This is a genomic window from Occultella kanbiaonis, from assembly GCF_009708215.1.
Lineage (GTDB): Bacteria > Actinomycetota > Actinomycetes > Actinomycetales > Beutenbergiaceae > Occultella > Occultella kanbiaonis.
The window spans coordinates 3,817,874-3,842,856 of sequence record NZ_CP046175.1 but is presented as its reverse complement, the minus strand read 5'-3'; the positions used below and the strand labels follow the sequence as shown (position 1 = coordinate 3,842,856).

The 24,983-nt window shown below is 69.3% G+C and carries 15 protein-coding genes; 9 read left to right on the top strand and 6 right to left on the bottom strand.

The window, feature by feature from the left end; translation table 11 throughout:
* Positions 1 to 2 precede the first annotated feature (2 nt).
* Positions 3 to 2,720, bottom strand: a complete 2,718-nt coding sequence (locus tag GKS42_RS17705; protein WP_154795028.1) for a winged helix-turn-helix domain-containing protein — start codon at positions 2,718 to 2,720, stop codon at positions 3 to 5.
* A 251-nt stretch (positions 2,721 to 2,971) separates the two neighbouring features.
* Here GKS42_RS17705 and GKS42_RS17700 point away from each other — a divergent pair, with 251 nt between their 5' ends.
* The 3 genes from GKS42_RS17700 (at position 2,972) to GKS42_RS17690 (ending at position 13,908) form a co-directional block, all read left to right on the top strand.
* Positions 2,972 to 5,296 carry an arylsulfatase gene (locus GKS42_RS17700; protein WP_154795027.1) on the top strand — a complete coding sequence of 775 codons (2,325 nt, stop codon included), beginning with the start codon at positions 2,972 to 2,974 and terminating at the stop codon, positions 5,294 to 5,296.
* A gap of 117 nt (positions 5,297 to 5,413) precedes the next feature.
* Positions 5,414 to 6,454 carry a TIGR00341 family protein gene (locus GKS42_RS17695; RefSeq protein ID WP_154795026.1) on the top strand — a complete coding sequence of 347 codons (1,041 nt, stop codon included), beginning with the start codon at positions 5,414 to 5,416 and terminating at the stop codon, positions 6,452 to 6,454.
* Positions 6,451 to 13,908, top strand: a complete 7,458-nt coding sequence (locus GKS42_RS17690; protein WP_154795025.1) for a DUF5979 domain-containing protein — start codon at positions 6,451 to 6,453, stop codon at positions 13,906 to 13,908. The genes GKS42_RS17695 and GKS42_RS17690 overlap by 4 nt, the downstream gene beginning before the upstream one ends.
* A gap of 92 nt (positions 13,909 to 14,000) precedes the next feature.
* Here the strand turns inward: GKS42_RS17690 and GKS42_RS26595 are convergent, their stop codons facing one another.
* The gene (locus GKS42_RS26595) at positions 14,001 to 16,607 is read right to left on the bottom strand and encodes a winged helix-turn-helix domain-containing protein (protein WP_154795024.1); all 2,607 of its coding nucleotides are present in this window, start codon (positions 16,605 to 16,607) and stop codon (positions 14,001 to 14,003) included.
* 34 nt (positions 16,608 to 16,641) lie between these two features.
* Positions 16,642 to 16,779, bottom strand: coding sequence for a CRISPR-associated protein Cas5 (gene cas5, locus GKS42_RS26955; RefSeq protein ID WP_354002720.1), 138 nt, complete (start codon positions 16,777 to 16,779; stop codon positions 16,642 to 16,644).
* 11 nt (positions 16,780 to 16,790) lie between these two features.
* Between cas5 and GKS42_RS26590 the strand changes: the two genes are divergently transcribed.
* Positions 16,791 to 16,991: a hypothetical protein gene (locus tag GKS42_RS26590; protein ID WP_154795023.1), complete on the top strand. Its 201-nt coding sequence runs from the start codon at positions 16,791 to 16,793 to the stop codon at positions 16,989 to 16,991.
* 59 nt (positions 16,992 to 17,050) lie between these two features.
* Here the strand turns inward: GKS42_RS26590 and GKS42_RS17670 are convergent, their stop codons facing one another.
* On the bottom strand, positions 17,051 to 17,827 hold the full coding sequence (locus tag GKS42_RS17670) for a CYTH domain-containing protein (protein WP_154795022.1): 777 nt from the start codon (positions 17,825 to 17,827) through the stop codon (positions 17,051 to 17,053).
* A gap of 235 nt (positions 17,828 to 18,062) precedes the next feature.
* On the opposite strand from GKS42_RS17670, the gene GKS42_RS17665 reads away from it, so the two are divergent.
* Positions 18,063 to 19,358, top strand: coding sequence for a cation:proton antiporter (locus GKS42_RS17665; RefSeq protein WP_154795021.1), 1,296 nt, complete (start codon positions 18,063 to 18,065; stop codon positions 19,356 to 19,358).
* Between the two features lie 37 nt (positions 19,359 to 19,395).
* Here the strand turns inward: GKS42_RS17665 and GKS42_RS17660 are convergent, their stop codons facing one another.
* Positions 19,396 to 19,599, bottom strand: coding sequence for a hypothetical protein (locus GKS42_RS17660; RefSeq protein WP_154795020.1), 204 nt, complete (start codon positions 19,597 to 19,599; stop codon positions 19,396 to 19,398).
* 224 nt (positions 19,600 to 19,823) lie between these two features.
* Here GKS42_RS17660 and GKS42_RS17655 point away from each other — a divergent pair, with 224 nt between their 5' ends.
* Together GKS42_RS17655 and GKS42_RS17650 are read left to right on the top strand one after the other, a co-directional pair.
* Entirely contained in the window at positions 19,824 to 20,321 is a 498-nt protein-coding gene (locus tag GKS42_RS17655; RefSeq protein ID WP_154795019.1) for a DUF1269 domain-containing protein, read from the top strand.
* An 87-nt stretch (positions 20,322 to 20,408) separates the two neighbouring features.
* Positions 20,409 to 22,769, top strand: a complete 2,361-nt coding sequence (locus tag GKS42_RS17650; RefSeq protein WP_435529675.1) for a sulfatase-like hydrolase/transferase — start codon at positions 20,409 to 20,411, stop codon at positions 22,767 to 22,769.
* Positions 22,770 to 23,060: 291 nt separating this feature from the next.
* Here the strand turns inward: GKS42_RS17650 and GKS42_RS17645 are convergent, their stop codons facing one another.
* On the bottom strand, positions 23,061 to 23,453 hold the full coding sequence (locus GKS42_RS17645) for a VOC family protein (protein WP_154795018.1): 393 nt from the start codon (positions 23,451 to 23,453) through the stop codon (positions 23,061 to 23,063).
* Positions 23,454 to 23,542: 89 nt separating this feature from the next.
* Between GKS42_RS17645 and GKS42_RS17640 the strand changes: the two genes are divergently transcribed.
* Both GKS42_RS17640 and GKS42_RS17635 read left to right on the top strand, forming a co-directional pair.
* Positions 23,543 to 24,310 carry a TetR/AcrR family transcriptional regulator gene (locus GKS42_RS17640; RefSeq protein WP_154795017.1) on the top strand — a complete coding sequence of 256 codons (768 nt, stop codon included), beginning with the start codon at positions 23,543 to 23,545 and terminating at the stop codon, positions 24,308 to 24,310.
* A 166-nt stretch (positions 24,311 to 24,476) separates the two neighbouring features.
* Complete coding sequence (locus GKS42_RS17635) at positions 24,477 to 24,920, top strand: DUF6325 family protein (protein ID WP_174791093.1); 444 nt, start codon at positions 24,477 to 24,479, stop codon at positions 24,918 to 24,920.
* Positions 24,921 to 24,983 lie beyond the last annotated feature (63 nt).

Here is a 24,983-nt window from a genome sequence, read left to right as displayed (position 1 = left end):
CGTCACAGCAGGCCGCGTTCGCGCCCTTCCCGGATCGCGGCGAACCGCCCCGAGACTCCCAGCTTGCGGTACACGGCGCTGAGTTGGGTCTTGGTGGTGTTCACGCTGACTCCGCGGGCCGTGGCGATCTCCTTGATCGACAACGGCGAGGGGAGATCGCGTAGGAGTTCGAGCTCCCGAGGGCTGAGGGTGCTGCTCGTCCTGGCGCCGTCCGCACCGGCGCCGTGCGGTCGCGGCGCGCCGTCGAGCAGGGCGGAGATGAAGGCGTCGTTGTGGGCGAAGCGGCCCCGATGCTTGCGCAGCAACGGCTCCATCTCGTCCCAGAGGTCGAGGAACGGGCGCCGGAAATTCCGCGGTGCCGCGAGGGTCACGGCCCGTCCCAGTGCCTCGAACGCGAGAGTCTCGTTCCCCTGCCCGGCCTCCACTGCGGCGGCCAGCACATTGACCGAGACCCTCGTCGCCTCCTGGTGGACCACGCGATCGCCCCGCAGCGCCGCGCCGAGCAGACGCCGGGCCTCGGTCGACCGGCCGCGCGCGTGCCAGAGCTGCGCCCTCATGGTGAGCGCCTCCAGGCTGTCCGGCAGGATCCGGTCGACCCGCTCCACGGCGTCGTTCGCCCACTCGTGTTCGCCCACCGCGAGCGCGAGCCGAATCTCCTGCGGCGTCGCGTAGCCGATCAGACCGGGGGAGACCTGGTCCGCGCGCGGGCTCTCCCAGATCTCCCGGAACGTCGCTACGGTGTCGTGGCGCTCGGTGCCGGTCGTCGCCTCGAACGTGGCCAGTGCATGCATGCTCCGGACGCCGACCTCCACCTCCACGTTGCCGTGCTCCTCGAGGGCCTGGATCGCCTTGTCCGCGTACGCTCCGGCGCGCTCGTCGCCGACCTGGAACGCCGTCCATCCGGCGAGCAGGTAGGCGTAGGCGAGCCTGGGGGAGTCGGCCCAGCCGCGAGGGGCGGCATACTCGATCGCCTTGCCGGTCCACGACTGCGTGGCGGGGAAGTCGCACGCGGCCCCGGTGATCCCGGCGAGCTGGGAGAGGGTGGTGAGGACGACCTGGTCGTAGCCACCGGCGCGGGCGAGCTCAAGGGCACGTTCGAGGTCGGCTATCGCGCCGGTGTAGTCGCCGGTGCGCATCAGTGCTGGGCCGCGCTGCACCAGGACGGTGAGGTCGATGTCGGCGTCGCCGGAGAGTGCGAGATCGAGGATGCCCGTGGCGCGAAGCGCACCAGGGACGTCGCCGCCCAGCAGTGCACGATTGACGACGGCGGCCGCTCGCAGCGCCGCCTGCCGTGCGTCGTCCGGTGGGCCGAGTCCGGTGAGCGCGGCCAGTTGCTCGTCTGCGGCCGCTGCGTCGGACATCTCGAGCGCGGCCAGGGCCGCGATGGTGACCACCCCGGGATCGCGTCGGACGACCGCCGCCGCCTGCGCGATCGTGTCCCTGAGCGTGGGGGCGCGTCCGGCGAGGATCAGTCGCACCCCACGGCTGCGGATCAGGCCGGAGAGGTAGTCCGCGTCCCGGGCGCGGAGCGCGTGCTCGAGGGCGACGACAGGTTGGTCGTGATGATCGAACCATCGTGCAGCGATGGCGTGCTGGCGTCGCGGCGCATCGACATCTTCGCGGGCCAGGGCCGCGGCCAGGAAACTGCGCATGAGGCTGTGGTACCGGTACCAGGACGAGTCGCCCGACTGGACCACCAACGCGTTCAGCCGGCAGAGCCGATCGAGCATCCGCCCGGCGTCGGCACGACCGGAGAGCTCGGCGGCAAGCTCGACCGGGAGCTGCTCCGGCGCGCACGTCTTGAGCAGGAACGCGTAGGTCTCCGCGGGCAGGTGCTGCACGACCTCCGTGAACAGATAGTCGGCCACCTCCCGCTGATCGCCCTCGAACTGGGCGAGGAACTCGCTCGGATCCGCGACCCCGGCGATCGAGACCGCGGCGAGACGGAGGCCGGCGGCCCAGCCCTCGGTGCGGGCGACCACACGGGCGACGTCCAGGGTGGACAACGGGCTGCCGACGCGTTCGAACAGATCCGATGCCTCGGACACCGTGAAGGTGAGGTCCTCCGCACGGACGTCATGCGTCAGGTCGGAGAGCCGGAGTCGATGGAGGTCCAGCTCCGGCTCATGGCGGCTGATCAGGACGACGCCCAGGCCGGGTGGCACGCCGGCGAGGAATGTCGCCAACCCGGCGAGCACGTCTGCCGACCGGATCCGGTGCACGTCGTCGAGGACGAGCCAGCGCACCGGCTGGGTCGCGTCGAGCAGTTCGGTCAGCGCCGTGACGAAGCGCGGCTCCACGCGCTCGCGCGGCGGGCTGAGCCGGTCCAGCTGTTCGGCCGCGTCGGGAGGTGAGGCCCCGATCAGGGCATCGATGAGCGCCGACCAGAACTCGTAGGGCCGGTCGTCGCTCTCGTCGAGGGAGAGCCAGGCGACCGCCTCGCCGCGGGCCATGGCACGGTGCGCCCAGTCGACCACGAGCATGGTCTTCCCAGATCCGGCGGGGGCGCAGATCACGGTGACCGCGCGTCGGCCGAGGTCCATGGCTGCCAGACGCTCCCGGGGCACGAACGCGTCGGAGACCCGCGGTACTCGGACCCGGGTCCTGGACACGTACGCCCTGGCACCAGCCGCCACCTGCGCCACGTGAGGAGGCGTCGCGGCGCGTCGCCGGTCACGCGCGCGTCTCAGGCGGCGCGCGTCGGTGGGCCCAGCCTGCATGCTGGGAGCCTAGCGCCAGCGGTCGACTCACGGGCCGATCGCTGGCGCTGCCGAGCCGCGCGTGTCATCGCGGCCGCTGGCACCGGCTCATCCGGATCGGGTGACGATCCGATTCGCGTCGCCGCGCACGATGGGAAGGGCAGCCGCCGTCCGGTCGCTCGGCTCCGATCGGTCCGATCGATGCGCAGACCGGCAGTTGGGCGGCCCAGGGTTCGGCGAAACGCTCGTCGCGGAGAGGAAGGTCATCGGACATGGCAGCCAAGGAGTTCAACGGAGTCATCAACCTCGACGTCAGGGACTCGGTCCCGGACTGGGCACCGTACGAACTGGCGCGGGCGCCCGAGGGGGCGCCGAATGTGCTCGTGGTGCTCTATGACGACACCGGGCTCGCGTCGTGGTCGCCGTACGGCGGGCGGGTCTCGATGCCCACCCTGCAGCGGTTGGCGGACAACGGGCTGACGTACACGCAGTGGCACACCACCGCGCTGTGTTCGCCGACCCGTTCGTGCATGCTGACGGGCCGGAATCACACCACGAACCGGGTCGCCTCGATCATGGAGACCACCAACGGCTTCCCTGGGAACGCCGGCAGAATCCCGGACGAGTGTGCGACCGTCGGGCACATCCTGCAGGACAACGGCTACAGCACCTTCTGGCTCGGCAAGGACCACAACGTCCCCGAGGAGGACAACGCCGCGGGCGGCAACCGCTCCCGGTGGCCCCTCCAGATGGGCTTCGACCGGTTCTACGGCTTCCTCGGTGGGGAGACGAACAATTGGTACCCCGACCTGTGCGAGGACAACCACTACATCGAGCAGCCGTACACGCCCGAGGAGGGCTACCACCTGTCGAAGGACCTCGCCGATCAGGCGATCAAGATGCTGCGCGATCAGCAGGCGTCCAATCCCTCGAAGCCTTGGTACATGTGGTTCTGCCCGGGCGCCAACCACGCCCCGCACCACAGTCCCAAGGAGTACGCAGACAAGTACAAGGGCATGTTCGACGACGGCTACGACGCCTACCGCGGGTGGGTGCTGGGTCAGATGATCGAGAAGGGCATCCTGCCCGAGGGCACCGAGCTCACGGAGTTCAACCCGATCCCCGAGGAACAGCGCAACGCGGCCGATTACGTCCGCCCGTGGGACGAGCTCAGCGACGACGAGAAGAAGCTCTTCTCACGGATGGCGGAAGTGTTCGCCGGCTTCAGCGAGTACACCGATGCCCAGGTCGGCCGCGTCATCGACTACCTGGAGGAGACCGGCCAACTGGACAACACGATCGTCTTCTACTGCGCCGACAACGGCGCCTCGGGTGAGGGCTCGGCGGCCGGTTCGGTCAACGAGAACAAGTACTTCAACAACTACCCCGACGACATCACCGAGAACATGTCCCGCCTGGACGACCTGGGCAGCGCGGAGACCTACAACCACTACCCGACCGGCTGGGCCGCGGCGTTCAGCACGCCGTTCCAGATGTTCAAGCGGTACGCCCAGTACGCGGGCGGTACGTGCGACCCGTTGGTCATCCACTGGCCCAAGGGCATCAGGGCCAAGGGTGAGATCCGGCACCAGTACCACCACGTCACCGACATCGTGCCGACGATCCTGGATGTGACCGGACAGGAGATGCCCGAGGTCTACCGCGGTTTCGCACAGGAGCCGTTGCCGGGCAAGTCGATGCGCTACAGCTTCGACGACGCTCAGGCCCCGACCACGAAGCAGGTGCAGTTCTACACGATCGGTGGATCGCGAGGGGTCTGGAAGGACGGCTGGAAGGCGGCCGCGACCCACGCCCCCCTCAACGGGAAGGGCCACTTCGACCAGGACGCGTGGGAGCTCTACCACGTCGACACCGATCGAGCCGAGGCGCGCAACGTCGCGGACCAGCACCCCGAGAAGGTGCAGGAGCTGATCCAAGCGTGGTTCACCGAGGCGGACAGGTACAACGCCCTGCCGATGGACGACCGGTCCGTCATGGAGATGCTGACGGTCGAACGACCACAGGCGGAGCCGCCCCGGAACCGCTACATCTACTACCCCGGTAGCAGCGCAGTACCGGAGGGCGTCGCCGTGAATGTCAGGGGACGGTCGTTCAAGATCATCGCGGACGTCGACCTGAGCGCCGACGCCGCGGGCGTGCTGTTCGCCCACGGCTCGCGATTCGGAGGGCACGCTCTGTTCATCTCCGATCACAAGCTGCACTACGTCTACAACTTCCTCGGGATCCCACCGGAGCAGACCTTCGTCTCCGACGTGCTCACACCCGGCCCACACGCGCTCGGGATGGAGTTCGTCCGCGAGGGGGCAGGGCCGAACAAGGAGTCGGTCGGGACCACGCGGCTCTACGTCGATGACCGGGTCGTTTCCGAGGGACCGATGCGGGCCCAGGTCGGCAAGTTCACGCTCTGCGGCGACGGCCTGTGCGTCGGGTTCGACAGTGCGGACTCGGTCAGCCGTTCGTACCAGGCCCCGTTCGCCTTCACGGGCGGCAAGCTCCTCGGTGTCGCGATCGACGTCAGTGACGAGAGCTACCTCGACCTCGAGACCGAGGCCATGGCGGCGCTCGCTCGCGACTGACTCGTCCCGTGCTCACCCGCGGCGGGTGATGTCGGTCCAGGACATGGCTCATACGTTGAAAACTCGCCGACAGAATCCGCGCGCCCACGCGCGGACCGACTCTGGAAGGGATGGACGATGAGTGCACCGGCCGTCGACACGGGTGAGCGTCGCCCGCGTCGACTCGTCGACGCGCTGGTGCCGCACTCGCAACGCCGCGACCCGGCGACGGTTGGCGACAGGCTCGACCTGGACAACGGTGACACCCGGGCGAAACGCTCGGCATTCTGGGTGATGCTGGTCCTGGCCGGCGTGATCGCGGTCTGCGGCGTGGTGACCGACTCCACCGCGACGGTGATCGGCGCGATGATCATCGCACCGCTGTCCACGCCGATCCTCGGGATCGGGTTCGGGATCGTCGTGGGTGACCGGTCGGCGATCCTGCGGTCGGTGGGCTACGTCCTGGGCGGCATGGTCGTCGTGGTCGCGCTCGGCCTACTGGTGACACTGGTTCTCCCCGCAACGACGGGGGTTGCCGGCAACTCGCAGGTCACCGGGCGGACAGCGCCCGGCGTCGGTGACCTCGTCGCGGCGTTCGCGACCGGGTTCGCGGGGGCCATCGCGTTGACCAGGCGCGACCTCGGGGACATCCTCCCGGGCATCGCGATCGCGATCTCGCTCGTCCCGCCGCTCGGTGTGGTGGGCGTCTGCCTCGGGGTCGGCCAGCCGGCGCTCGCCGCCGGTGCGCTCCTGCTCTTCGGATCCAACGCCGTCGCGCTCGTGGTTGCCGCCACGGTGGTCTTCTCCGCCGTCGGGTACGGTGCGCAGGCGCGTGCCGCGCGTGGCGCGGCAGGGGCCCGACGGCGTCGCTCGACGACACTGGTGGCTCTCGTCGCGGTCCTCGTCGTCGCGATCCCGATGGTGGCGAACTCGGTGCAGGCGCTGCTCGCCGACCTCTGGCTGCGGCAGGCCGGTGCGGCCGCGCAGGAGTGGGTGGAGGGGATCGACGACGCCGTCGTCGAGGACGTCTCCTGGCTCGGACAGGACCTCGTGGTCGAGGTACGCAGTCCCGGCGCGTTGCCCGACGTCGCGCCGTTGGTTGACCAGGTGGATAGTCTCGTTCCTTGGGAGCCACGGGTCATCGTCGTCCATACCGTGGGGGAGAGGGTCGAGCCATGACCGACCGGACACATGCCTTGCGACCGAGGACGGACCGGCGCCGAAGCCGGCGCCGGCTCACCTGGGCAGGGCTGGTCGCGGCCCTGCTCGTGGTGCCGTTCACGCTCGTTCCGGCATTGCCCGCGTTCGCGGCCACGTGGGGCATCCAGAAGACCGAGGTCAGTACCGGCCCCTATCAGCCCGGTGAGAACGTCCAATGGTTCGTGACCGTCTCCTGTTCCGACCCGAACGCCGACCCCTGTGTCCCGACCACGCTCACCGACCCGCTGCCCGACGGGCTGGAACTCGTCAGCGCGTCGATCCAGAGCCAGACCGGCGCCACGGGTGGCGAGCTCATCGCCGACACGGACTCGGACACGGTCACCTACACAGCGGACAGCGTCAACAATGGCGGCCAGGTCCAGATCCTCGTCACCGCACAGGTGGACCCGAACCTGCCGTTCAGCGAGAACGGCGTGCCGATCACGAACACCGCGACGGTCGTCGCCGACAACGCGGCAGAGACCTCGGCGTCCGATGAGATCGTGCCGGTGGTGCCGCTCGTCCTCGACTCCGAGACGACCAAGTCAATCGACCCCGAGGGTGCCCTCGCCGAACCCGGCACGCCCGCGACGATGACTCTCGGTGCCACGAACACCTCCAACGACCCCGTGGACACGCTCGTCATCCAGGACCCGGTCGACCCGACGGCAACGCCCAACCCGTTCACCTACCTCGAGTACACCGGCACCGGTGACATCGTTCTTCCGCCGAACGCGGACACCGTCACGCAGGAGTACTGGGACGGAACCCAGTGGCTGCCGCTCGACGACACCGTCGACCCGGGCGACGTCCAGGGTGTTCGGTACACGTTCAGCGGTGACATCCAGCCCGGCGCGACCGCGACGATCCCTGTTCAGGTCCAGCAGAGCGACGCCGTCACCGAACTCACCGAGGCCACGACCGTGACGAACGACACGTCGTCGCAGGTGACCCACGGCGACGAGGAGTCCACGCCGACGACGGCGTCCGACACCTACGTCATCACCCCACCGAACAACTCGGTCGAGGCGAGCAAGAGCTTCGACCCGGCCACGGTGAGCGCCGGCGATCCGACGACGGTGACGCTCGGCGGGACCAACACGGGCACCGCAGTCACATCGATGACGATCACCGAGCCCGCACCGGACACCGCGAGCCCGTTCGAAGGTGACGACCCGCTGACGTTCACCGGCTTCGGGCCGGATGGGGACGGCACCGGTGTCACCTGGCCGACGGGCGCGACGGCGGCGACCGTGACCTTCACCTGCGCGGACGGAACGACGCCCAGCGAGCAGACCACCACCATCAACACGCTGCCGAACCCGCCGCCCGACTGCGTCGTCGTGGGCTTCTCGGTCGAGTTCACCGGGGATCTCGTCAATGGCGCGTCCGCGACGATCCCGTTCACCGCCGACACCGACCCCGACCAGGTGCCCGACGACGTCACCCACCCCAACACCATCGCGGTCGAGGTCCCGAACGCCGACGCCACGGCGTCCGCCGACCTCGTCACCCTCGTCGACCGGCTGGCGACCGACACCACCAAGGCGATCTCGCCGTCAACCATTCCGGCCATACCCGGCCAGAGCGTCATCGTGCAACTGCCGACGCAACTGCTGCCGTTCGGACCGGACGGATCGACCACCAACGCCGACCAGATCGTCATCTCCGACCCGACCGACCCGAACAACCCGACCGACTTCTGGGACCACTTCGTCCCGACCGCCGTGCGCAGCACCGACGTGCCGGCGGACTCCACGCTGACCGTCAACTACTGGAACGGTACCGAGTGGGTCCCGGCCCCCGGGTGCGGCCCCTTCACGGGACCGGCCACCGTCAGTTGTGACCTGCCCGCCGATGCGCAGGGGGTGCAGTTCGTCTACGACTCGACAGGCGACGGCTTCCCACCCGGCACCCAGTTCCAGCCGAACTTCGTGGCCGAGTTCACCGGGCCGACCACGCAGGACGATCTGCTCACGAACTGTGGAGCGTCCAGCGCCTCCTCGGACACGGTCGATCCGACCCCGCCGGCCGAGGGCTGCGCCACCGTCGATCCGTTCCCGGTCGATGGGACGGGCGACCTCGACTTCATCGAGAAGACGTTCCTCGGCGCTGACCCGGCCACCGTGCTGGCCCGTTCCGACGATCAGGTGACGGCGCAGATCACGTGGTCCACGAATGGATTCTCCGGGGTGGACCCGATGGTCATCTCGGACATCGCAGACCCTGAGTCGACGGCGATCGCGGACTCGTTCTACGACGCGTTCGACCTCGTCCGGGTCGAGCCGATCGACGGCTCGGTCGATCCGCTCATGCAGTACGACCAGGTCCTGGGCGTCGAGTTGTTCATCGACGGCGCCTGGATCGCGGCGTCGGGTGACCCCTGCCCGTGCGATGGGTCCTTCCCCGGCTACACCCTCACCGCCGACGAGCAAGCGAACGCCACGTCTGTGCGGCTCACGTACACGGAGTCGGACAACCGCGGTACGTCCGACCCGCTGGCCCCACAGCCCGGCGACGGCGTCGCCCGGTCCACGCAGGCCGACGGACGGCACCTGAACCTCACGTTCGAGGTTCGTGACTACCGGCGCGGTGATCCGACCGCCCCGGTGCTCGGGTCGACGAACGGCACGATCTACAACACCGCCGACCCCGGACTCGTGAACGACACCGCCCGCGGCACCGGCACCTTCGACGGCACCGACTACACCGATGTCGACGATGACGACGTGCTGATCCTGGACCAGCCGCTGAACGTGACGGTCGTCAAGGACTGGACGGGCGGTCCCATCTCCGTGCCGCCACCGGACACGCCGGCGGACGCCTACCCGTCGACCACCGTGACCATCGCCGGGACGAACGCGTCTGCGGCCAAGGTCGACCAGTTGCGCCTCGTCGAGCCGGGGGCACCAGACTCCGGTGACGTCCAGACCGGCGACGGCACGTCGCCCTTCGACGTGTTCACGCTGACGGGGATCAGCCTGGCGCCCCCGGAGGGGGCCACGTCCACGACCGTGACCCTCACCTCCGTCGACGGCTCGACCGAACAGTTCGACGAGGCGGAGGCCGAGGCGCTCACCGCGGCCGACCTGGTCGACGTGGTCGGCGTCGAGGTCGCCTACGACGGACTCGTGATGCCGGGCGCGACCGGGGCCATGGACCTGACCCTCCAGCTCCGGGTGGCGGACCGGTACACCGACGTGCCGATCTACGGGGACGGCGGAACGATCGTCGTGGACGAGAACCCGGTGCCGAACGGGGCCGTCGCAACGATCGACGACCCGGGCGGCACCGACACCGACGTCCGCTTCGCCTACGACGACGCGGAGATGCCGCTGCAGGTGGCCGGGATCGACATCGTCGTCGGGAAGTCATTCGATCCGGCCGAGATCGTTGAGCCGAGCACCGGGCCGGTGACCATGACGTTGACGGGCCAGCCGGTGGGCCCTTCGCGCGCCGTCGAGATGGTGCTCACCGATGACGACCCGCAGTTCTGGAACCAGTACGACTTCGTCGGGTTCGACGGCGCGACGCTGACGGCGCCGATCCAGCAGGTCCTGGTGGAGGCCTATGTCGGAGGGACCTTCAGCGAGGGCGCGGACGGCGTCGAGGTCGACGGGGGTGAATGGGTGGGTGCGGACGGCGAGCCGTCCGCGACCTTCGCGCTGCCGGACGGCGTCGACCCGCCGGAGGTCCAAGGTCTGCGGTTCACGTTCACCCGCACGGACGGTTCGATCTGGGAGAACCCGGCGAACCCGCTCCAGGAGGTCCCGATCTCGGTGGAGCGTCGTGAGGAGATGCGCACCGGCGGCCCGGTGCTGCCTGACCTCGCGGACAATCCGCCCGCGCCGGGTGAGACCGCGCCCGGCGTGGCCAGCAACACCGTTCAGGGCGAGATCACCGGCGCCGATCTGGTCGTCGACCCCGAGACGGGCGATCTGGTCCCGGTCTCGAACTCCGCCGACGCCGCGGCGCAGATCGTCTACGTGCACGCGACCAACGGTGTCACGATCGTCAAGGACTTCGGCGGAGTCGTCACCGGCAGCACGCAGCCGCCTGCGACCGCGTTCCCGATGAACATCACCGTGACGAACTCAGGCAACCGGCCGATCTCGGAGTTGGTGGTCACCGACCCGATGCCGACGGATGCCGAAGGCGCGCAGCTGGTGCTCGCGGACGTGGACGAGCCGTTCTCGTACACGCTCACCGGTGCGGCACCGGATCCGGCGAACGGGGACCCGCTGCCGACCGACCCCGCGGAGGTGACCGTCGAACAGGTCGGTGACATCGAGTCCCTCACGTTCAGTTTCCCCGAGGGCACCGTGCTCGAGGTTGGACAGGTCTACACCATCACGGTCCAGGTGGAGTTCCGCATCGACGTGCCGCCCAACACCCTGGTCCAGAACACGGCCGGCGTCACCGGGGACCGTCCGTGGGATGCGTGCGTGGGCCGGCTGAACCCGGAGACCGGCGCCTGTGAGGCCGACTCCGACGTCCTGACCCTGCCGGCGGCGGTCCTCGCCCAGTCGAAGTACGTCCGGGCCACCGCCGGTGACGAACTCGACGTCATGGTGGACCCGGCCGCACCGGACCCGGATGTGGAGTGCGTGCCGGATGCAGATGGGTTCTATGCCTATCCGTGCACCCCGGTGATCATCCCCGGGCACGACGAGACCTGGCGGATCGAGGTCGACAACGTCGGCAACCTGCCGATGAACAGGGTGGTTCTCTACGACCGGATCGCCACGCCGGGTGACACGGGCTCGTTCGCGGACTCGCCGCGTGGCTCGCAGTGGGAGCCACTGCTGTCCGAGGCGTCGGTGCCGGCGATCGCCGTCGGGCCGGCGGGAGCAGAGTTGACGTTGTACTACACGACGGTCGATGACTACTGCATGGACGACATCAACGACCCCATCAACCGGCCCTGCCCGGCGGACCCGACGACGGGCTGGGCGCCAGTGCCCGACGAACTCGACCAGGCCCTCCTGGACTCGATCACCGCCGTGCAGATCGTCATCGACTTCCCCGCGGACGAGCTGTTCAGCCCTGGCGACTTCATCGCGCTGGACTTCGCGACCACGACACCACCCGAGATCCCCGAGGCCGGCGACCGTTCGATCGCCTGGAACTCCACTGCCGCTTCCGCCGTGGTGACCGCAGGTGGCAGCGAGTTCCCGCTCCTGCCCACCGAGGGCACGAAGGTCGGCGTCGCGACCGCGGCCGGGCCGCTCTCGGTGAACAAGCTGGTCACCGGCGCGGGCGCGGAGAACGCACCCGAGGAGTTCCTGCTGTTCGTCCAGTGCACCTCCGCGATCGGCACCCCGGTGGAGACGGTCCTCGATCCGATCCCGGTCACGGTCGTGCCGGGGACCCCGACGGTCGTGCCCGATCTCCCGTACGGTGCCGAGTGCACGATCACCGAGGACGGCAGCAACGGCGAGACCGAGCTCATTGTCGGCACCGTGACGATCGACAGCGAAGACCCCGCGGACCCGACGACGATCGTCGCGGTCAACCGATACGACGTCGCGGGCATCGACATCTCGAAGGACGTCGTCAGCGACGCCGTCGACGAGGACGGGCAGCCCGTGCCCTTCGGGCCGTTCGAGGTCACGGTCGAGTGCACGTTCCTCGGCGAGCCGGTGTACGCGGAAGGCTACGGCCCGGACGATCCGATGGTGGTGACCATCGAGGACGACGAGACCGTCGAGTTCGATGGCCTGCCCGTCGGGTCGGAGTGCACGGTGTCCGAGACCGGGACGGGCACCGCGTCGTCGGTCACCATCACCGTGCAGCAGGGCGACGGCGACCCGGTGACGACTCCGGGACCTGAGACCGCCATGACGCTCGTGGCCGATGCGGACGACGGTGCGGCCGGGAACACGGTGACGCTGACCAACACCTACGACGTCGGGCAGCTCGACCTGCTCAAGGTCGTCGATGGCGAGGGTGCCGAGGCCTATGGCGCCGGCCCGTTCACTCTCGAGGTGCAGTGCACGTTCGATGACGACGGTGACGGCCCGGGCGAGCCGCGGGTGGTCTACGACGACGTCGTCGTGCTGGGCGCGGCCGGGCCTCTCGAGGCGGAGATCGCGAACCTGCCCACCGGGGCCGTGTGCGTGGTGACCGAGACCGATGACGGCGGGGCGACCTCGAGCACGGTCGAGCCCGCGAGCGTCACCATCGGGTCGGGCGATGCGGTCACCGTGACGGTCACGAACACGTTCGACGTCGGGTCGATCGTGCTCGACAAGGTGGTCGATGGTGACGGCGCCGAGGTCTACGGCGACGGACCGTTCACGGTCACGCTCGAGTGCACCTATGAGGCCGAGCCCGTCGCGATCCCGGGCGGCGCGGAGCGCGAGATCACCCCCGGCGTGCCGACCACGGTCGCCGGGCTGCCCGTCGGTGCCGAGTGCACGGTCACCGAGACCGACGACGGCGACGCTACGGACACCTCGATGACCGTCATCGTGGACGGCGAGGAGCCGGTTGAGACCGACGGCACGACGGCCGAGATCATCGTGCCGGCGGCCGAATCCGGTGGCGCGCCAACTTCCGTGGGCATCGTCGCGACGAACACGTTCCAGCTGGGTTCGATCCAGGTCGACAAGCTCACCGAGGGGGACGGTGCCGAACTCTATGGCGCGGGTCCGTTCGGGGTCACACTCGAGTGCATCTTCGACGGCGAGCCCGTCGAGATCCCGGGCGGCGCGGAGCGGGAGATCACGCCGGGCACGCCGGTGCTCTACGAGGAACTCCCGGTCGGTGCCGAGTGCGCCGTCACCGAGACCGCAACCGCGGGGGCGACGAGCACGGTGATCGCACCCGAGGACGGCGCGGTCACGGTCCCAGCACCGGCGGAGGGCGACGAGGCGCCTGCGGTCGTGACCGTCACCGTCACCAACGTCTTCGACCTCACCTCGCTCGAGGTCATCAAGGAGATCGACGGAGACTGGGCCGCGAGCGGCTCCGACGGCCGGTTCGAAGTGAGCCTGGCATGCACGTGGATGGTCGACGGGGTGGCCACCGACGTCGACCTTCCCGGCGGCCCCGTACGGGTGCTGCAAGCCCCCGATGACCTGGTCGCGACGTACGCGGATCTGCCGGTTGGTGCGGACTGTGAACTCACCGAGACCGTGACGGGCGACGCGGACGACACGTCGATCACGGTCGAGATCGACGGGACCGAGCCGGTCACCACGACCGGCGCCACCGTGTTGGTCCCGTTGTTCGACACGACAGCGCCGGGGCAGGCCCAGGTGACGGTGACGAATGCGTTCGACCCGGTCCCGCCGCCCGTGCCCGGCCCTCCGGACCCGCAGATCCCGGCAACGGGCTCGGACGCCGGCTGGCTGGCCGGTGCAGCGCTCCTGCTGATCGGCGCGGGCGTGTTCCTGGTGATGGTGCGGCGTCGCCGCAGGACGGTCTGACGGACGCGGCCCCGTACCCGGCCCGACCCTGGTCTACCCGGACATCACCGAACGAAGTCCCGTGCGTCCCACGACCAGCCTGCAGTTCCGGTTCAGAGCAGGCCGGTCTGACGGGCCATGACGACGGCTTCGCGCCGGGTCGCGACGCCTAGCTTTCGGTACACGGACCGCACGTGGGTCTTCACCGTGTTGACGCTCACCACGTGCGCGTCGGCGATCTCCCGCAGTGACAGCATCGAGGGCAGGTCACGCAGCACGGCGAGTTCCTTGCTCGTCAGGACCAGTCCGGTACCACCGTCGGGGTAGGGCCGAGTGCTCGCGAAAGTCAGGATCTCGGCGACGAAGCCCTCGTGGCGTCCGAACCGTCCGCGACCGCGCAGGAGGAGGTTTCGGACCGACGGGGCGGCGTCCAGCAGGCACCGCATCAGGTGGTCCTGTTCAGCGAGCCGGACCGCCTCCAGGAGCGTCTCGTGGCTGCGCGCCGGCCGGTCGGTCTCGTCGGCGAGCTGTGCCGAGATCGCCGAGGCGACGACCGCCGACCGGGACGTCAGGAACGCCCCACCCCGGACCCGGTCGAGGTCCTCCTGTGCCGCAGCTCCGTGGCCCTGGTAGACGTGCCGCATCGCCTTGAACACGTCGACGTCCGGAGCGCCCGGGATCACCTCTTCGGCGCGGCGCACCACCGAGCCGGCCAGATCCACCTCGTGGCAGCGCAACGTCACCATCAGCTCGAAGCATGCGAACGCCGCGACGGCGGCGGGCGGGAGCGAGGGCCAGAGATCGTTGAACGCCTGGACGTCGGCCACGGTGCCCAGATCAAGGCCGCCCTCTGCCGCACCGACGGTCAGGTCGAAGATGCACCTGGCCGCCGCCGCGCTGAGCGGGTCCGCGTCCGGGTCGGCCATCTCGAGCGCGACGCGTGCGTGGTGCGCCGCGGTCGCGTCGTCACCGCTCTGCCATTCCGCGAGGGCCAGTTCACCGTGGAACTGCGCCAGTCGAGAGGAGCGGTACCAACCACGACGTTCCGCGAGGTCGATCGCTTCGGACGCGTGGGCCCGGACGGCGCCCACGTCGGAGCGGAACGTGGCGACGGCGCACTTCGCGCCGAGCGTTCGAAACAGCAGGAAGTCCAGTCCACGGGCGCGACTGATCCGGGCGATCGACCTCGCCGTCGTCGCCGCGGCGTCCAGGTCGCCGAGCATCGCCAGCGCCATGCTGGCCAGAGATCGGCCCAGCAGGACCAGGTCCGGGTCCCGGCCGGCTTCCGTCTCAAGGGCTGCGAGCGCGCCGGCCACCTCGTCCGGTCCGAGCGGTCGGGTGCGTGCTGAGGCGAGCAGGGCGACGGCCTGGTAGGCCGCTCGCCGGGTGGGATCGTCAGTGGCCGCGTCCAGGATGGCCAGGTCCAGTTCCGCTGCCGCGAGATTCTCGTCGAGCACGGCCGTCAGGGCCGCCGCCCCGGCGATGGCCGGGCGCGCCTGCAGCCAGGCGGGCAGGGAGCGGAGGAGGTCTCGCATGGCCTCCGGGCCGTCGGTTGCTGCGATACGGAGGCAGGACGCCGCTGTCAGTGACTCGGCCCGGGACCAGTCGGCGGCCGCGACAGCGTGGCGGATGGCGCCGCGGAGGTCACCCATCGTCTCGAACCAGTCGATCGTGTTCACCTGATGACGGCGGTGCCGATTCTCGTCGCGGCGCTGGGACTCGGCTCGGAGATAACTGCGCAGCAGCGGATGGAGTTCGTACCAGGCCGGCTCGTCGCGGACCGGACGGACCAGCGCGTTGCTCGCAACCAGTCCCTCGAGTCTCTCGCCGACGTCGCTGCGGCCGGTCAGGGCCCTGGCGAGGTCGAGGTTGATCCGCTCGGCCGAGGATACGTCGAGCAGGAGTTCGATGTCGTCCTGGGGGAGGCTGGAGAGCACCTCGGTGACCAGGTAGTCGGCCACGGTCCGGTCCGTCCCCGCGAAGTTCCGCACAAAGGTCGACCGATCGCTCCGGTGGCCCATGGCGAGCGCCGCCAGCCGCAGGCCCGCGGCCCAGCCATCGGTTCGCGCCAGCAGCGTCCCGAGGTCGGCCTCGACAAGGTCGATGTTCTCGATAGCAAGGAGGGCGCGCGCCTCGTCGCGATCGAAGGCGAGGTCGGCGGATCGGTATTCGTGGGCAGAACCGTTCAGCAACGAGGTCGAGATGAGCCCGTGGGGGGTGTGTCGGGCGCCGATGGCGACGCGCAGCAACGGCTGGGCGAGCGAGAGCAGCCCGGCGAGGTGGCGGCAGGCCCCCACGCCGGACCACGCGTGGGCGTCGTCGACGCACACCCAGACCGGCGCGGGCGGGTCCAGCGGCCGGGTCGGACCGGGGCCGCCCGGCCCTTGCACCGCGTCTCGCAGCACGCTCATCAGTCCGCTCGACATCCCGGGCGGGAGCGATGCCGCATGGATCGCGGCGAGGAGGGTCGGCCAGAGGCCGCCGGTCGCGCACGTGTGGGGCGCGGGCAGGCTGAGCACGATGTCGCCCCGCGCGCGGCGGGCATCGAGCAACTGGTCGAGCACCGTCGTCTTGCCCGACCCCGCGGGTGCGATGATCGCGACGATGTTCGATCCGCACGCGAGGCCGGTGGCGATCCTCGCGAGCAACTGGGTCCGTTCGACCCGAGCCGGCGCCGTGATCGCAGTGGTGGTCGTCGATGTCGTGTTGATCGTGGTCACAGCGTTCCCCTCCGTGCGACGTTGCCTTCCCACCTCACATCAAACGGTGCGCGGGGCGGGGTCGCCAGCGTTCGCGGCGGCGCCGGCGGTCTTTCACCCCCGAGGGGTGAGGGAACGGACGCGTGGGCGCGGCACCGTGGGAGGTGGACGGGTCACGGAATCGGGCACTGATGGAGGTGGCACGTGAGGTACGAGTTCCTGGTCGCTGGCAGCGTCTCCGAGACGGTCGAGGCCGCCTTCCCGGAGCTGACGGTGACGAAGTCGCCGGCAGGAGGCACCTCGCTGTACGGCCCGGTCGACGACGACGCCCGCATCCGCGAGTTGCTGGAGCGTTTCGACGACCTCGGCATCCCCGTGGTGGAGATGCGGCGGCTACCGGACTGAGTCCATGCGGCGCATTCGGATGCGCGATGGGATCGTCGGGCCCGGAGGGGCGAGCGGACTCATTCGGGGTCGCCGCCGAGCAGTTCCGCGGAGAAGAACTCCAGCGCCGTCTTCGTCTTCGTCTGCTGGGCGCCGCTGAGCGGGATCCCTTTGCCCTCCAGGAACTGCCGGACCTCCAGACCGACCATCACACCTTCGCCGGGCAGGCACTTCGTCGAGAGCTCGATGACGCGTGCGCCGTCCGGATACAGCCAGACCTCGACGACCAGGCGGCGCGAGAACGCATCCGGACGCACCTTGATCTTGAGCACGAAGATCGGGCCGAGGACGGACAGGTCGTCGATCGTCAGGCCATCCGGGGCATGCGCGGCGAGGAAGGCACGTTGCTCCTTCGAGAACAGCTTGTGCAGGGGCATCTCGCCCGCCACGGCCAGCCGTACCCGCGGGGCAGTGAGTGCTTGCTTCATCGACGCGGAGCAGACGTAGCCGCCGGGCATCACGTCGACCTCGACGCCGAGGTTCTCGGACGCCCGCACGTCGTCGGGCAGTTCCGAGGGCACCACCGGACGGAGCTTGATCACGGAGTCGTCGCCACGCCCCTGGATCCGTCGGGCTCGTGCGACCACCCCCGCCTGGTTGAGCCTGAGGTCGGGCGTGTCGAAGAAGAAGACCTGGCGGATCTGCGCGTCGAGCGGATCCACACCGAGGGCGGCCGCCGACTGCCGGTAGGACGATCCCGGCACGGTCAGCTTCAGCTCGATGCTGTCCGCGTCCTTCACCAGGTCGAGGACCTTGACCAGATCCTCGCTCACGAGCCGTGGGCTCTCGGTTTCCATGTTGCTGCCCTGACCTTCGGCGCGCCGACGGACGGGCCTGGCCCCATCACGTCAAGGCGCGGGTGACGTGACAGGGCCATCCAACGCCCCACGGTGGCACCCGGGCGTCACCCAAGGTGCGTGATCCGGCTCCGGGTGCGCCGGCCTCACGCGGACTGGGTGACGACCTGTGGCGGCAGCGGGCCTACGGTGCGAGGATCCAGGGCCGGCACCGGGTCTGGCGCATGGAGGAGCGATGGGCTGGAGCCAGGACGTCGCGGACATCGCGATCCCGCTCCTGCTGGTTGGGTCGGTGCTCGTCTATGCGATCCTGGCGCGCCGGCTCGAGCGTCTCGGCGTGACTGCGGCGATGGTGTTCGTCGCGATCGGTGTGGCGCTCGGCGAGTCCGGCACCGGGATCGTCCCCGTGGACCCGCACGCACCGTGGCTGCTCTCCGTCGCCGAGATCACTCTGGCGCTGCTGCTCTTCTCGGATGCGGCCCGCCTGCGACTTCGGGAGGTCGGCGGTGATCCGCGACCGGTGGGCCGGCTCCTGTTCATCGGGCTGCCGCTCACCATCGTCACCGGGACGCTGCTGGTGGTCGCGGTGTTCCCGTCACAGGGCTGGGCCGTCGCGGCGCTGATCGCGGCGCTGCTCGCGCCCACCGATGCCGCACTGGGTGCCGCCGTCGTCAGTGACGCCCGGGTGCCGGCCCGGGTGCGGCGCCTGCTGAACGTCGAGAGCGGACTCAACGACGGCCTGGCGACGCCGCTCGTCACGGTGCTGATCGCGATGGTTGCCGCCCAGGCCGGACTGCTCGGGGACGAGAACTGGGAGGTGCGCGCGCTGTGGTCGCTGACGATCGGCGTGCTGGTCGGCGTGGTGGTCGGAGGCGGAGGAGGGGTGGTGCTGCGCTCGTCCCGGCGCCGCGGGTGGACGTCGCCACTGTCCGAGCGGGTGGCGGCCCTCGCGCTGGCTCTACTGAGCTATCTGGGGGCGACGGCGGTGGCCGCGAACGGCTTCGTCGCCGCCTTCGTCGGTGGGATGGTGCTGGCCGCGGTGTTCGGTACGGACGCGGCCGGGGCGGACCTGGAGTACACGGAGACGTCCGGTCTGCTTGCCTCCTACCTGGTCTGGCTCGCGTTCGGTGCCGCCCTGGTCGGTCCTGCCCTGTTCCGGGCGACGATCGGCACTGTGCTCATCGCGGTGGGGGCGTTGACCGTGGTCCGGATGCTCCCGGTCGCGATCGCGATGGTGGGCCGCGGATGGTCGCTCCCGACCATCGCGTTCGTCGGCTGGTTCGGTCCGCGCGGGCTCGCGACCGTCATCTTCGCCCTCATCGCCCTGGAGTCGCTGGGTGCCTCGGCGCTCTCGGACCACCTGCTCGACATCGCAGCCGTCACCGTACTGGCGTCGATCCTCGCGCACGGGTTCAGTGCGGCACCCCTCGCCGTCCGCTACGGACGCTGGGCCTCGGGACGGCCGGCCACTTCGCCCGAACTCGTCGAGGTGGCCCCGGCTCCGCAGCGGCGGCTGGACCTGCACACCTGATGCGCCCGTCCCGAACGCCGGCGTGTGGCGACAGGACTCACGAGCCGGGATCGGCCTTGCGCAGTTCTCGGATCACCAGACCGGCCTGGGCCAGAGTACGAAGGAGCCCAGCAAGGGCGGCAACGTCGGGGACACGGCACAGCAGGATCGTGTCCCGGCCCGACTCGACCGCGGTCACGTCACCCAATCCGGCCACGACGTCGGCCTGGACGCTCCCGCGCACCCGGATGTCGTAGCGCATGCCTCCTCCTCGGCGCTGAAAGATGCTGCCGGTGCCAGCATCCGCCGTCCGAAACACGATCGCCTCATACGAATCGGACGAATGGAACGGCTGCGTCATCCGCACGCGAGGTGGCCACTCATCCCCGGTGGGTGATGCCGGTCCCCGAGGTGCCACCGAGGATGGGCTCGATGTACCGCCTCGGATCGGTGCCGACGGCGGACCGGCAGTCGAGGAGAGGCGCCATGGCGACCCTGAGTGTGTGGAAGTTCGACACGGCCGACGGTGCCCAGCGCACTGCTGTCGCGCTCGAGGCATTGTCCAAGCAGGGCCTGATCACGATCGCTGACACGGCGACTGTCTCCTGGGAGGCAGGCAAGAAGAGGCCGAAGACGAGGCAAGGCACCAGCACCACCGGCATCGGCGCGATGGGCGGGGCGTTCTGGGGCATGCTGTTCGGACTGATCTTCTTCGTGCCGTTCCTGGGTGCGGCCGTGGGTGCCGGGATCGGTGCGCTGTCCGGGTGGCTGACGGACGTCGGCATCGATGACGACTTCATCAACTCCGTGCGGGAGCAGGTGGGCCCGGGCACGTCCGCGCTGTTCCTGATGTCCGCGAACGCCGTCGTGGACAAGGTCCACGAGAGCCTGCAGGCCCAGGGCCTGCACGGGACGCTCGTGCAGACGAACCTCTCGAACGAGCAGGAGGCGCAACTGCGCGAGGCATTCGGCGAGGACGCCTGAGGCCCAGCCTCGACGATGACCGGATCCGGATCCGGATCCGTCGGTGCCGCGGCTCGGAAATGGGTCGGGGCGGACCAGGAGCACATGATGGTGGACTCTCAACAGGTGCAGCGCACGGCATTGCCGATCCCCGATCTCGCCTACACGGGCACGGTCACCTACGACGCGACCGACCCGGACACGTCCTTCCCGCCGATCACGCCGCTCCGACCGCCGGCGGGTGCGCCGAACGTGCTCGTCGTGCTCATCGACGACACCGGATTCGGGGCGTCGAGCGCGTTCGGCGGCCCGGTCCGGACGCCCAACTTCGAACGTGTCGCCGACCAAGGGCTCAAATACACCCGGTTCCACACGACAGCGCTGTGCTCGCCCACGCGTGCCGCGCTGCTCTCCGGCCGGAACCACCACACGGTCGGCATGGGAGGGATCACCGAGATCGCCACCAGCGCACCCGGCTACAGCAGCGTGCGCCCCAACAACTGTGCGCCGCTGGCCGAGACCCTCAAGCTCAACGGCTACAACACAGCGCAATTCGGCAAGTGCCACGAGGTGCCCGTCTGGGAGGCCAGTGCAGTCGGCCCGTTCGACCACTGGCCCAACCCGGGTGGTGGCTTCGAGTACTTCTACGGATTCCTCGGCGGAGAGACCAACCAGTGGTACCCCGCGATATACGAGAACACCTCGCCCGTCGAAGCGTGGGGCACGCCGGACCAGGGATACCACTTCATGGCCGACATGACCGACAAGGCCATCGACTGGACGCGCCAGCAGAAGTCGCTCGCCCCGGACAAGCCCTTCTTCACCTACTTCGCGCCCGGCGCCACGCACGCACCGCACCACGTTCCGACTGAGTGGGCCGACCAGTACAAGGGCGAGTTCGATCAGGGCTGGGACGAGGTCCGCAAGGAGACGTTCGCCCGCCAGATCGAACTCGGTGTCATCCCGGCAGATGCGGTCCTCACCGAACGCAGCCCCGGTATCCCCTCGTGGGATGAGATGAGCGACGTCATCAAGCCGGCCCTCGCGCGCCAGATGGAGGTGTACGCGGGATTCCTCGCCTACACCGACCACTACGTGGGCAAACTCCTCGACGCCTACGACGAGCTCGGCATCCTCGACGACACGCTCATCTACGTGATCATCGGTGACAACGGCGCCTCGGCCGAGGGCTCGATGCATGGCACCACCAACGAGGGCTTCACGATCAACCACATGAACGAGATCGAGACCGAGGAATACGTCGCCGCGCACATCGCCGACCTCGGTACCCCGAGTTCGTACAACCACTACGCGGTGGGCTGGGCCCACGCGATGGATACGCCGTACCAGTGGACCAAGCAGGTCGCGAGCCACTGGGGCGGCACCCGAAACGGCACGATCCTGAGCTGGCCGAACGGTGGTGTTCAGAAGGGCGGGATCCGCAACCAGTTCAGTCACGTGATCGACGTCGCACCGACCGTGCTGGAGGCGGCCGGCATCCCCGAACCCAGCACTGTCAACGGCGTGACGCAGCGACCCTACGAGGGCACGCCGATGAACTACACCTTCGCCGACGCCGATGCCGACGAGCGCCACACCACGCAGTACTTCGAGATGGTCGGCAACCGGGCGATGTTCCACAAGGGCTGGACGGCGGTCGCCAAGCACAAGGACCCGTGGCTCGGCTCCAGCCACGGCCTCGACGAAGATGTCTGGGAGCTCTACAACGTCGAGGAGGATTGGACCCAGTCCAACGATCTCGCTGCTTCGGAACCCGAGAGGTTGGCGCACCTGCAGCAGCTGTTCCTCATCCAGGCGGCCCGATTCAACGTGCTGCCGATCGATATCCGCACAGCTGAGCGCTTCAACTCCGATCTCGCCGGACGCCCAGCACTGATCACCGCGCAGAGCCAGAAGCTCTACCGTGGCATGCGACGGCTCGGAGAGAACTCGGCGATCAACATCAAGAACAAGTCGTTCACCGTCACGGCCAAGGTCGTCGTACCGGCAGAGGGCACCAACGGTGTGGTCATCGCCCAGGGCGGCGCGTACGGTGGCTGGTCGTTCTACGGCGTCAACGGCAGACTCGCGTTCGCCTACAACCTCCTGGGCATCCACACCGACATCATCCGCTCCGAGGCACCCGTGCCCGCAGGGACCACTGAGATCCGGGCGCACTTCGCGTACGACGGAGGCGGTCTCGCCAAGGGCGGCACGGTCAGCCTGTTCGCCGATGCCCACCAGATCGGCGAGGGCCGCGTGGAGAGGACGATCCCGTTCCAGTTCACGTTCGACGAGACGGTCGATGTGGGCCTCGATCTGGCTTCGCCGGTCTCGTCCGACTACACCGCCACGGGCAACGAGTTCACCGGCGATCTGGACTGGGTGCAGATCGACCTGGGTGAGGATGATCACTCGCACCTCATCGACGACGAGCACAAGGTCGCCGTCGCCATGATGAAGCAGTAGCTCCCGGCGAGCCTGCCCTCGTGGGCCGACGGGGCCACCCGCGACGCGATCTCGGGTTCGTCGCGGCGGTCACCTCCTGCCCAAGGACCGCAACATTCACCCGATCCCGCACCACCCCTGACAGCCGTTGGATCGCCAGGCCGAGGAACGGTGCCATCAGCTCGATGCCGACGGCCGAGCGAGCTGGGCGCTATCCGGACGGACGTGGGTGGGCAGGCCGGGCATGGCCGGGCAGGCCCGTCCCAAGGGCCTTTCTGGCGGGCGAGATCCCTGGGACCGTGTGCGCCGAACTCACGCCTGGTCCGGCGCTGCGACCCACTGGACGAGCTGGTAGACGACCCCATTCGGGTCCCTCATCTGGAAGTAGCGCTCGCCCCATGGCTCGGTTTCGATCTCGGTGACGATCTCGACGCCCTCGCTGCGCAGCCGCTCGTACTCGGCGTCGATCGCGTCCACCGTGAAGACGACGAGGACGCCATCGACTGCCCCGGCAGCCGAGGCCGGCTTGAACGTCGGCAGACCCACGCGCAGGTAGATGAGGGCCATGCCCGCCTCGGGATGTGTGAGGGAGACGAACCCGTCCGCCGCCATGGCCTGCGTGAAGCCCAGGTGATCGCGGACCCAGGCGGCCGAAGCCTCGACGTCCGGGACGTTGAGCGACAGTGATGACTCGGTGATGTGCATGGGGTCTCCTTCGAGGAAATAACAACGCACGGCGTACAAGGTAAGTACACCGTACGCTGCACAATGTTCGGGATGCAAGAATCATTCCCATGGGAGACGACGACTCCGAGGTGGGCGAGCGGGACCGGACCCTCGCCCTGCTCTGGCGAGGTCAGGGACCGCCGGTCCCGCGCCGTCGCGGACCGACGCCCGCCCGAACGCTCGACGAGGTGATCGTGGCCGCGATCGCGCTCGCGGACGCCGACGGGCCGACCGCCCTGAGCGTGCGGTCGGTGGCTGCCGCCGTCGGCATGGCACCGATGTCCCTGTACACCCACGTGCCCGGGATGGCGGAGCTGGCCGATCTCATGGTCGATCAACTCTACTTGGCGATGCCGCGCCCGGCGTGGGGCCGACGGCGATGGCGCGGCAGGGTCAGAGCCGTGGCCGAGGCGAACCGGGACCTGCTCCGGGCACACCCATGGCTGGTGGAGGTCGTGGCGCTGTCCCGACCGCCGCTCGGGCCCGGCCAGCTGGCCAAGTACGAGCACGAGCTTGCTGCGTTCGATGGCACCGGCCTGTCCGACGTCGACGTCGACGCCGCCCTGACGTTCGTGCTCGGCTTCACGCAGCAGCAGTCACTCGCCGAACGCGCGGTCGTCGCGACGCGCCGTGACTCCGGCGCCACGGACGCGCAATGGTGGGCCGCGAACGGCCCTCTGCTCGCGAGCGTGATCGACCCGGCCCGCTACCCGCGAGCGGTCCGGATCGGCGAGGCGGCGGGGGCGGCCCAGGGCGCCGCGTACGACCCGGATGCCGCCTTCGGATTCGGGCTCGAGCGGGTCCTGGACGGCCTCTCCGCCCTTGTCGAGGGCTGAGTCGCAACACCGCGGTCCCGTTTTCATCCTGCTCGGGTGATGTGCCTGGCGACCCGTGGCGAGCATTCTGACCCTTGGGCGGAGGGCCCCGGTACCTTGCCGTGCTGCAGCCACGATCGGCCAGCGCGGCTAGGTACCCTCACCGAACGGACATGGAGGATGCACAATGACCGAAACTCTCGATGAGATCGGCCCCATCGACTACCTCGTTCTGGAGTTCCCGGGCAACCAGTTCCGCGGTGATGTCTTTCCGCGGCTGCTCGATCTCGTGGACGCCGGCCTGATCAGGATCATCGACCTGCTCTTCGTCCGCAAGGAGGTCGACGGCGAGGTCGTGATGCTGACCGTGTCCGATCTGGACGGCGACGGCGAGCTCGACCTGGGCGTCTTCGAAGGCGCCTCGACCGGGCTGATCGGGAAGGACGATCTCGACGACGTGGGCGGGGTCATCGAACCCGGCAGCTCCGCCGCGGTCCTGATCTACGAGAACCTGTGGGCGGTTCCGTTCGCGTCAGCGGTCCGAGCCTCCGGTGGGCAGCTGGTCTCCAACGGCCGGATCCCGCTGGAGGAGTTCCTGGAGTCCCTCGACGAGACCGAAGCGGACGCCTGACCTGAGCCCGATCCGACCATCCACCCGAACCCATTTGGAAGGGACACCCACCATGCCACGACT

Bases quoted from the DNA above. Each gene is read 5' to 3' on its own strand.
- GKS42_RS17705 (WP_154795028.1), bottom strand. From the start codon at position 2,720: ATGCAGGCTGGGCCCACCGACGCGCGCCGCCTGAGACGCGCGCGTGAC.
- GKS42_RS17700 (WP_154795027.1), top strand. From the start codon at position 2,972: ATGGCAGCCAAGGAGTTCAACGGAGTCATCAACCTCGACGTCAGGGAC.
- GKS42_RS17695 (WP_154795026.1), top strand. From the start codon at position 5,414: ATGAGTGCACCGGCCGTCGACACGGGTGAGCGTCGCCCGCGTCGACTC.
- GKS42_RS17690 (WP_154795025.1), top strand. From the start codon at position 6,451: ATGACCGACCGGACACATGCCTTGCGACCGAGGACGGACCGGCGCCGA.
- GKS42_RS17670 (WP_154795022.1), bottom strand. From the start codon at position 17,827: ATGGAAACCGAGAGCCCACGGCTCGTGAGCGAGGATCTGGTCAAGGTC.
- GKS42_RS17665 (WP_154795021.1), top strand. From the start codon at position 18,063: ATGGGCTGGAGCCAGGACGTCGCGGACATCGCGATCCCGCTCCTGCTG.
- GKS42_RS17660 (WP_154795020.1), bottom strand. From the start codon at position 19,599: ATGCGCTACGACATCCGGGTGCGCGGGAGCGTCCAGGCCGACGTCGTG.
- GKS42_RS17655 (WP_154795019.1), top strand. From the start codon at position 19,824: ATGGCGACCCTGAGTGTGTGGAAGTTCGACACGGCCGACGGTGCCCAG.
- GKS42_RS17650 (WP_435529675.1), top strand. From the start codon at position 20,409: ATGGTGGACTCTCAACAGGTGCAGCGCACGGCATTGCCGATCCCCGAT.
- GKS42_RS17645 (WP_154795018.1), bottom strand. From the start codon at position 23,453: ATGCACATCACCGAGTCATCACTGTCGCTCAACGTCCCGGACGTCGAG.
- GKS42_RS17640 (WP_154795017.1), top strand. From the start codon at position 23,543: ATGGGAGACGACGACTCCGAGGTGGGCGAGCGGGACCGGACCCTCGCC.
- GKS42_RS17635 (WP_174791093.1), top strand. From the start codon at position 24,477: ATGACCGAAACTCTCGATGAGATCGGCCCCATCGACTACCTCGTTCTG.